This window comes from Longimicrobium sp. (genome assembly GCF_036387355.1).
Classification (GTDB): Bacteria; Gemmatimonadota; Gemmatimonadetes; order Longimicrobiales; family Longimicrobiaceae; genus Longimicrobium.
In genome coordinates, this window is the sequence record NZ_DASVTX010000242.1 from 1 (window position 1) to 5,851 (window position 5,851).

General features: G+C 70.8%; 6 protein-coding genes. 5 read left to right on the forward strand and 1 reads right to left on the reverse strand.

Features of this window, described 5'->3' with window-relative positions; all coding sequences use genetic code 11:
• From VF665_RS10775 to VF665_RS10795, 5 genes are all read left to right on the forward strand, one after another.
• On the forward strand, positions 1-679 hold a 679-nt coding region (locus tag VF665_RS10775; RefSeq protein ID WP_331053433.1), incomplete at its 5' end, for a hypothetical protein.
• Positions 679-996, forward strand: a complete 318-nt coding sequence (locus VF665_RS10780) for an XdhC family protein (RefSeq protein WP_331053434.1) — start codon at positions 679-681, stop codon at positions 994-996. The genes VF665_RS10775 and VF665_RS10780, both read left to right, overlap by 1 nt.
• Positions 997-1,450: 454 nt before the next feature.
• Positions 1,451-1,813 carry a TraR/DksA family transcriptional regulator gene (locus VF665_RS10785; RefSeq protein WP_331053435.1) on the forward strand — a complete coding sequence of 121 codons (363 nt, stop codon included), beginning with the start codon at positions 1,451-1,453 and terminating at the stop codon, positions 1,811-1,813.
• A gap of 208 nt (positions 1,814-2,021) precedes the next feature.
• Complete coding sequence (locus tag VF665_RS10790) at positions 2,022-2,768, forward strand: lysophospholipid acyltransferase family protein (protein ID WP_331053436.1); 747 nt, start codon at positions 2,022-2,024, stop codon at positions 2,766-2,768.
• A gap of 843 nt (positions 2,769-3,611) precedes the next feature.
• Entirely contained in the window at positions 3,612-4,775 is a 1,164-nt protein-coding gene (locus VF665_RS10795) for a DUF3667 domain-containing protein (protein WP_331053437.1), read from the forward strand.
• Between the two features lie 81 nt (positions 4,776-4,856).
• On the opposite strand, the gene VF665_RS10800 is transcribed toward VF665_RS10795, so the two are convergent.
• Complete coding sequence (locus VF665_RS10800; RefSeq protein ID WP_331053438.1) at positions 4,857-5,339, reverse strand: hotdog fold domain-containing protein; 483 nt, start codon at positions 5,337-5,339, stop codon at positions 4,857-4,859.
• Positions 5,340-5,851 lie beyond the last annotated feature (512 nt).

Consider the following 5,851-nt stretch of genomic DNA (forward strand, 5'->3'; position numbering starts at 1 on the left):
CCTGCACCGGCGCCGGCGGCACGCGGTGATCACCGGCTCCGCCATCGCCGCGGTGGGCGCCGTGTACTTTGCGGGATTGATCGTGGGCAGCGTGGGCTTTTCCGTCGCCAACCTGCTGACCCAGGGCGGCGACTACGCCCGCGCCCAGTTTGTGGCACGGCGCGTGGTCGCCGTGATGGACCCGGACAATGCGGCGCGCGGCGAGGTGATGCGCTGGGGCCGCCTTCGCACGGCCCGCGTGGAGCAGGCGCCGGACGGGGAGGGGCTGCTGCTGCGGATTCCGCCGCCCCGCGCCCGGCGCCTCGGCAAGGACATCGGGCCGGGCACGGGCCCCGGCCTGGTGCTGGCCGGCGCCCCGGCGCTTCGCCTGATCCACCGCGCCATGCCGCTGGTGAACGCCTCGGGCGCGCGGCGGCCGGTGCTGAACCATGCCGTGCAGCTGCTGGAAGCCACCGCCCCGCACGCCTACCTGCGCGCCGCCGCCCGGGCCGGCTTTCCCCTCGCGGCCGCCCGACGCGCCCCGGTGGAGCGGCTGGCGTTCGAGATGGCGCTCTACGAAGAATCCGAGCGGCGCGCCATGGAGGGCGAATTGGCCGCGCTGGAAGCCATGTGGCGCGAGGCCGAAGCCATCGCCGCAATCGCGGATCGGCTGCCTGGCGCTCCCACCGAACGGACGTGATGAACGAGGACCTGGCCGTGTTCACCGCCGCCGAACAGGCGGCCCGCGAAGGGCGGCGCACCGCGCTGGCCACCATCGTCCGCTGCAAGGGCTCCACCCCGCGCGGCATGGGGAGCAAGATGCTGGTGGACCCGGAGCGCGGGCTCACCGGCACCATCGGCGGGGGGTGCGGAGAGGCGGAGGTCATCGAGGCGGCGGCGGAAGTGATCCGCACGGGCGAGCCGCGGCTGCTGCGCATCGACCTGACCGAAGACCTGTTCTCGTGGAGCCCCGCCGTGTGCGGCGGCGTCTTTGACGTGTTCGTGGAGCGCGTCTGACCGCTGCGAAGCCCCGATGCCGCGTCCGGCCAACGGGTTGCGGCGGCGCAGCGGGCCGGGCGGAACGCGGGTGGAACATCTGACGGCCCGACGCATGCAGAAGATGGCGGTCGGCGCCCGGCCCACGCCCGGGGCGCCGCGCGAGCAAGGCGGCAGGTACGATCCCCGGCCCACGATGCCGGCCCGGCGCACACGGCGGCGCGGCATCGCACACCCGGCCCACATCCCTTGAGAGATTGACGAGCGATCGCGGCGACCCCGCCGCGCATCCGGCGGTGCTGCGCCCGGGCATGCGGACGCCCCGTGCCCGGCGCGCGGCCGGCACGGCGCCCGGACCCTGACCCGACGTTTCCGAACCATTCCCCGACCTGTGAACGGGCCCGGACCCGCCGCACATCCGCGGCCGGCCCCCCGGACCGTTCGCGAGCCAGAACCACGAGCACCACGAGGACGCATGACCGCAGTTGAGCAGATGCTCGCCCCCGCGCAGCGCGAGATGATCCGTGAAGAACTGCTCCGCAGCCTGGGCAAGCTGGAGCGCAGCCTCAAGGCCGCCGGCGCCGCCGCGCGCCCGCGCGACCTGGAGCAGGACACCGTGGGCCGGCTGAGCCGCGTGGAGGCGCTGCAGAACGCCGGGTTCACCAAGAACCTGGAAGCGCGCGAGCAGGCGCAGCTGGAGCAGATCGTGGCGGCGCTGCACCGCCTGGAAGACGGGTCGTACGGCGCCTGCAACGGCTGCGGCGCGCCCATCCCGTTCGAGCGGCTCTCCATCTTCCCGGAAACGCTGGCCTGCAGCGCCTGCACCCGCGGCTGCTGAGCACGCCCGGCGCACTGTTCCGCGGCCCCGCGCCGCGGTAGAATCCCGCGCGCCGCCTTCCGGAACCGCCGGAGCGCGCGCACCGCGAACGGCCGCGCTGGCGGCCCGCCGCTTGCCGCATCCCGCGCTCCCCGTCCGCCTGGTGTGACGGTGGGACGCGGGCCGGCTTCGTTCCGCACGCATCGGGAACTCGGGTGTACAGGGCCGCATGAAGAAGCAACTGATTTCGCTCTGGGTCTGGCTCAACGCCGCGGGCGTGGTTCTGATCTGGGTGCCGTGGATGGCGCTGGTGTACGCCTTCACGGTGCCGTTCGACCCGGGCCGCTACACCGTGGGGCGCTGGTTTCGCCGCGCGGCGATCGCGGTTACGTCCGTGAACCCCATGTGGAAGTTCCGCACGACGGGGTTCCGCATCCGCGATCCGCGGCGGCCGTACGTGGCGGTGGCCAACCACGAGTCGTTCGCCGACATCTTCCTCATCTCGCACCTGCCGTGGGAGATGAAGTGGCTCAGCAAGGAGTCCATCTTCAAGATCCCCATGATGGGGTGGATGATGAGGATGGCGGGCGACATCGCCGTGCGCCGCGGCGACGTGAGCAGCCGCCGCGCCGCGCTGGATGCCTGCCGCGACCGGCTGAGCAAGCGCGTGTCGGTGATGATCATGCCTGAGGGCACGCGGTCGTCCACGGGCGAGATCCAGTCGTTCCACGACGGGGCGTTCCGGCTGGCCATCGAGACGGGGTGCCCCATTCTGCCGATCGCGGTGGCGGGGACGCGGGCCGCGCTCAACAAGGGATCGTGGGTGATGGGCCGCGCGAACGCCATCGCGCGGGTGCTGGAGCCGGTAGAAACCGCGGGCATGACACTCGACGACGTCGCCGAGTTGCGCGACCGCGTGCGGCTGATGATCGTGGAGGCGCGGGCCGGCTTGCTGCGCGAACTGCAGACCGCCTGATTCCCCGCATCCCGCGGCACCACGACAAAGGCCCCGCCACCCGGCGGGGCCTTGGTCGTGGGGTCGAACAACTCGGGGTGTCGCGAAAATCCCCATCCGGACCATGACAGGACATTGCGCACCCAAGTTCTTGTCGCGCATGAGCTTGTCATCCTGAGGAGGCGCCGGACGCACCGTCCTCCACGCAGGGTGCTGGCGCCGACGAAGGATCTGCCATGCCCGCGAGAACGGGCGTGCGTGTCGCGACGTTGGCTCGGCGGCAAGTAGATCCTTCGACTCCGCGCCAAAGGTCGGCGCGGCAGACGACCCGGCGCAGCGCTCCGCTCAGGATGACAGGTTGATGCGCACCCAAGTGCCTGTCGCGCAAAAACTTGTCATCCTGAGGAGGCGCCGGATGCACCTTCCTTCACGCCGAGTGCTGGCGCCGACGAAGGATCTGCTGCGCCTGCGAGAACGGGTGTGCGTGTCGCGACGTTTGCTCGGCGGCACGTAGATCCTTCGACTCCGCGCCACGGTTCGGCGCGGCGGACGATCCGGCGCAGCGCTCCGCTCAGGATGACAAGTCTTTGCGCGTCGTCGATGATGCGGGTTGCGCTACATGTAAACCGCAATCCGCGTTTCTGCGTTGTGCGTTCCCCCTCGCCGCTCGCGAGATCCGCGACTGCGCCGACCCACGGTTACTCCCCGTGAGCTCCGTGCAACGTCGAGGTCCGCCGTGAGAAACAAAAGATGACGCCCGGACTTGGCGGATCGCGCTGAATCATCTACGTTTACGCCTTCTGTTCGGCGGAAATCCCGTCGCCCGCGCCGGCCCCACTTCTCCCGCCCGGGACCCGCACGCCGATGCCCGATCCGATCCACCCTCCCGCACGCGATTCCTCCGGCCCGTACACCCTGTACGGCGGGCCGGACACCACCGCGCCCCCCGCCGACCCGCCCAAGCCCGGGCCCACGCGCAACCGCTGGTGGTCGCCCGACACGCGGCGCACGCCGGACCGGCCGTGCCTGAACTGCGGCAATGCGACCGTCGGCAACTTCTGCCCGCAGTGCGGGCAGCGGAAAACGGACGTGCGCGTCTCCATGAGCCGCATGCTGCTGGAGGTGCTCGACGACCAGCTTTCGCTCAACTCCGCCCTTCCGCGCACCATCACCTCCCTGCTCTTTCGCCCGGGGCACCTGACCTCGGAGTACGTGCAGGGGCGCATCGTGCGGTACATCCCGCCGTTCCGCATCTACCTGGTCGCGTCGCTGCTCTTCTTCATCGTCCTGCCCTGGGTGCTGAACGTGGACCGCATCGCCGACCAGGCGCGCGACCGCCGCCGGCAGGCCCTGGCGGAAGATTCGGTCGCCGCGGCGGCCAAGGCGGATTCCGCGCGTGCGACCGGCCGCACCGCCCTGCGCGCCCCGGCGGCGGCGGTGAAAGCGTCTCCGCGCACCCCCGGGGATTCCGCGGCCGCGGCGGCAGCGGCGCGCGACACGGTTTACGGCATCGGCGTGCGGCAGACCAAGGACGGCCCGCAGATCAACCTGGGCGTCAAGGATACCGCCAAAGTGCCAGTGCTGCTGCGCCCCATCAACCGCCACCTGCTGGTGACGGAGGAAAGGCTGCGGGCCATGCCCACCGAAGAGGTGATCCGTCTGGCCATGCGCGGCTTTCTGGAGAACCTGCCCACGGCGGTGTTCCTGATGATGCCCGCGTTCGCGCTCATCCTCAAAGTGCTGTACTTCCGGCGGAAGCGGTTCTACGTGGAGCACTTCGTGTTCGCGCTGCACGTGCACGCGTTCGCGTTCCTGATCTTTACCGTCATGCTGGTGGGGCCCACGGGATGGCACAACCCCATGCTGCAGCTGTGGTTTGCCATCTACCTGTACTGGGCCATGAAGCGCGTGTACGGGCAGGGATGGCTGCGCACCCTCATCAAGTTCAGCGTACTGGGGTGGACCTACATGTTCCTGATGCTGATCGGAATGATGGCCACCGGCCTGGCCACCGCGCTCATGATGTGAGCGCCGCCGCGCGCAGATGCACGAACGCCTCCGGTGCCGCGCGGCGCCGGGGGCGTTCTGTCTTCGGTCGATGGAAAGCGCCTACTTGCGCGGGCCCACCAGCCACTTGGCCACGGCAGTGGCCACCACGTCGCCCGCCGTGTCGCGGATGCTGGTGGTGACCTCGATCTCGCGCTCCTCGTTGCTCTCCAGCACGGGCGCGGTGGCCTCGGCGGTCAGCGTGCCGCGCGCCTTCTTGGTGTACTCGATGCTGAGGCCCTTGAGGATGGAGCGCGTGTCGGGACGCATGCCGTAGTTGAGTGCCAGGCCGGTGGCGAGCTCGGCCAGGTTCATCATGGCGATGGCGTGCACCGAGCGCAGGTGGTTGCGCACGCGGCGGCGGTCGCGAAGGGTGACCCGTGCGTAGCCGGGGCGCATTTCCTCCACCCGCGCGCCGATGCTGCCGCTGTAGGGCACCAGGCGGCCCAGCATCCAGCTGAACATCGCCTTGCCGCCGGGGCGGCCGCTGAGCCGTTCCCAGTTCTGCCGGATGGCTGCTTCCGGGGTGGTGGCCGTATTCGCCATTGCGGGGATGATGGGCAGAGGGAGAGCGCGGCGGACGCCCCGCGCGGATGATCAGGTTCGCGCCGGACGATACTGCCCATCCGCCCTCCGCGTCCAGAGCCGAGCGATCCACCGGCGACCCACCGGCCGTCGGGCGCGGGAGGGCGGGCGGCTGAAGCCGCGGCAACAACGGCGCGAAGTCCGCCTGCGCGCACTGGGGCGGCGGCATTGGTGCGGAGGGCGGAACGCGGCGCCCGCGCCTGTCCGCGTGCGGGTAAATTCGCGTGAGCCAGGCGCGAAATCCGGGCGCGGACCGCGGCGGCTGCATTGGTGCGAGGGCGGAACGCGGCGCGTCCGCCGGCTGTGGCCCTCACCCCGCGTGCTGCGCACGGCGACCCTCTGATAAGAAACAACCGGGTTCGGCGCCTCAGGCGGCGGTCCTCAGTTGGACGGCGTAGCCCATGCGCTCCAGCCTGCGTACAAGATTGACGACCGTTTTCCCGGAGTCGCGCTTTTGGAAGTGTTCGGCCCCG

Bases quoted from the DNA above. Each gene is read 5' to 3' on its own strand.
- VF665_RS10780 (WP_331053434.1), top strand. From the start codon at position 679: ATGAACGAGGACCTGGCCGTGTTCACCGCCGCCGAACAGGCGGCCCGC.
- VF665_RS10785 (WP_331053435.1), top strand. From the start codon at position 1,451: ATGACCGCAGTTGAGCAGATGCTCGCCCCCGCGCAGCGCGAGATGATC.
- VF665_RS10795 (WP_331053437.1), top strand. From the start codon at position 3,612: ATGCCCGATCCGATCCACCCTCCCGCACGCGATTCCTCCGGCCCGTAC.
- VF665_RS10800 (WP_331053438.1), bottom strand. From the start codon at position 5,339: ATGGCGAATACGGCCACCACCCCGGAAGCAGCCATCCGGCAGAACTGG.
- VF665_RS10790 (WP_331053436.1), top strand. From the start codon at position 2,022: ATGAAGAAGCAACTGATTTCGCTCTGGGTCTGGCTCAACGCCGCGGGC.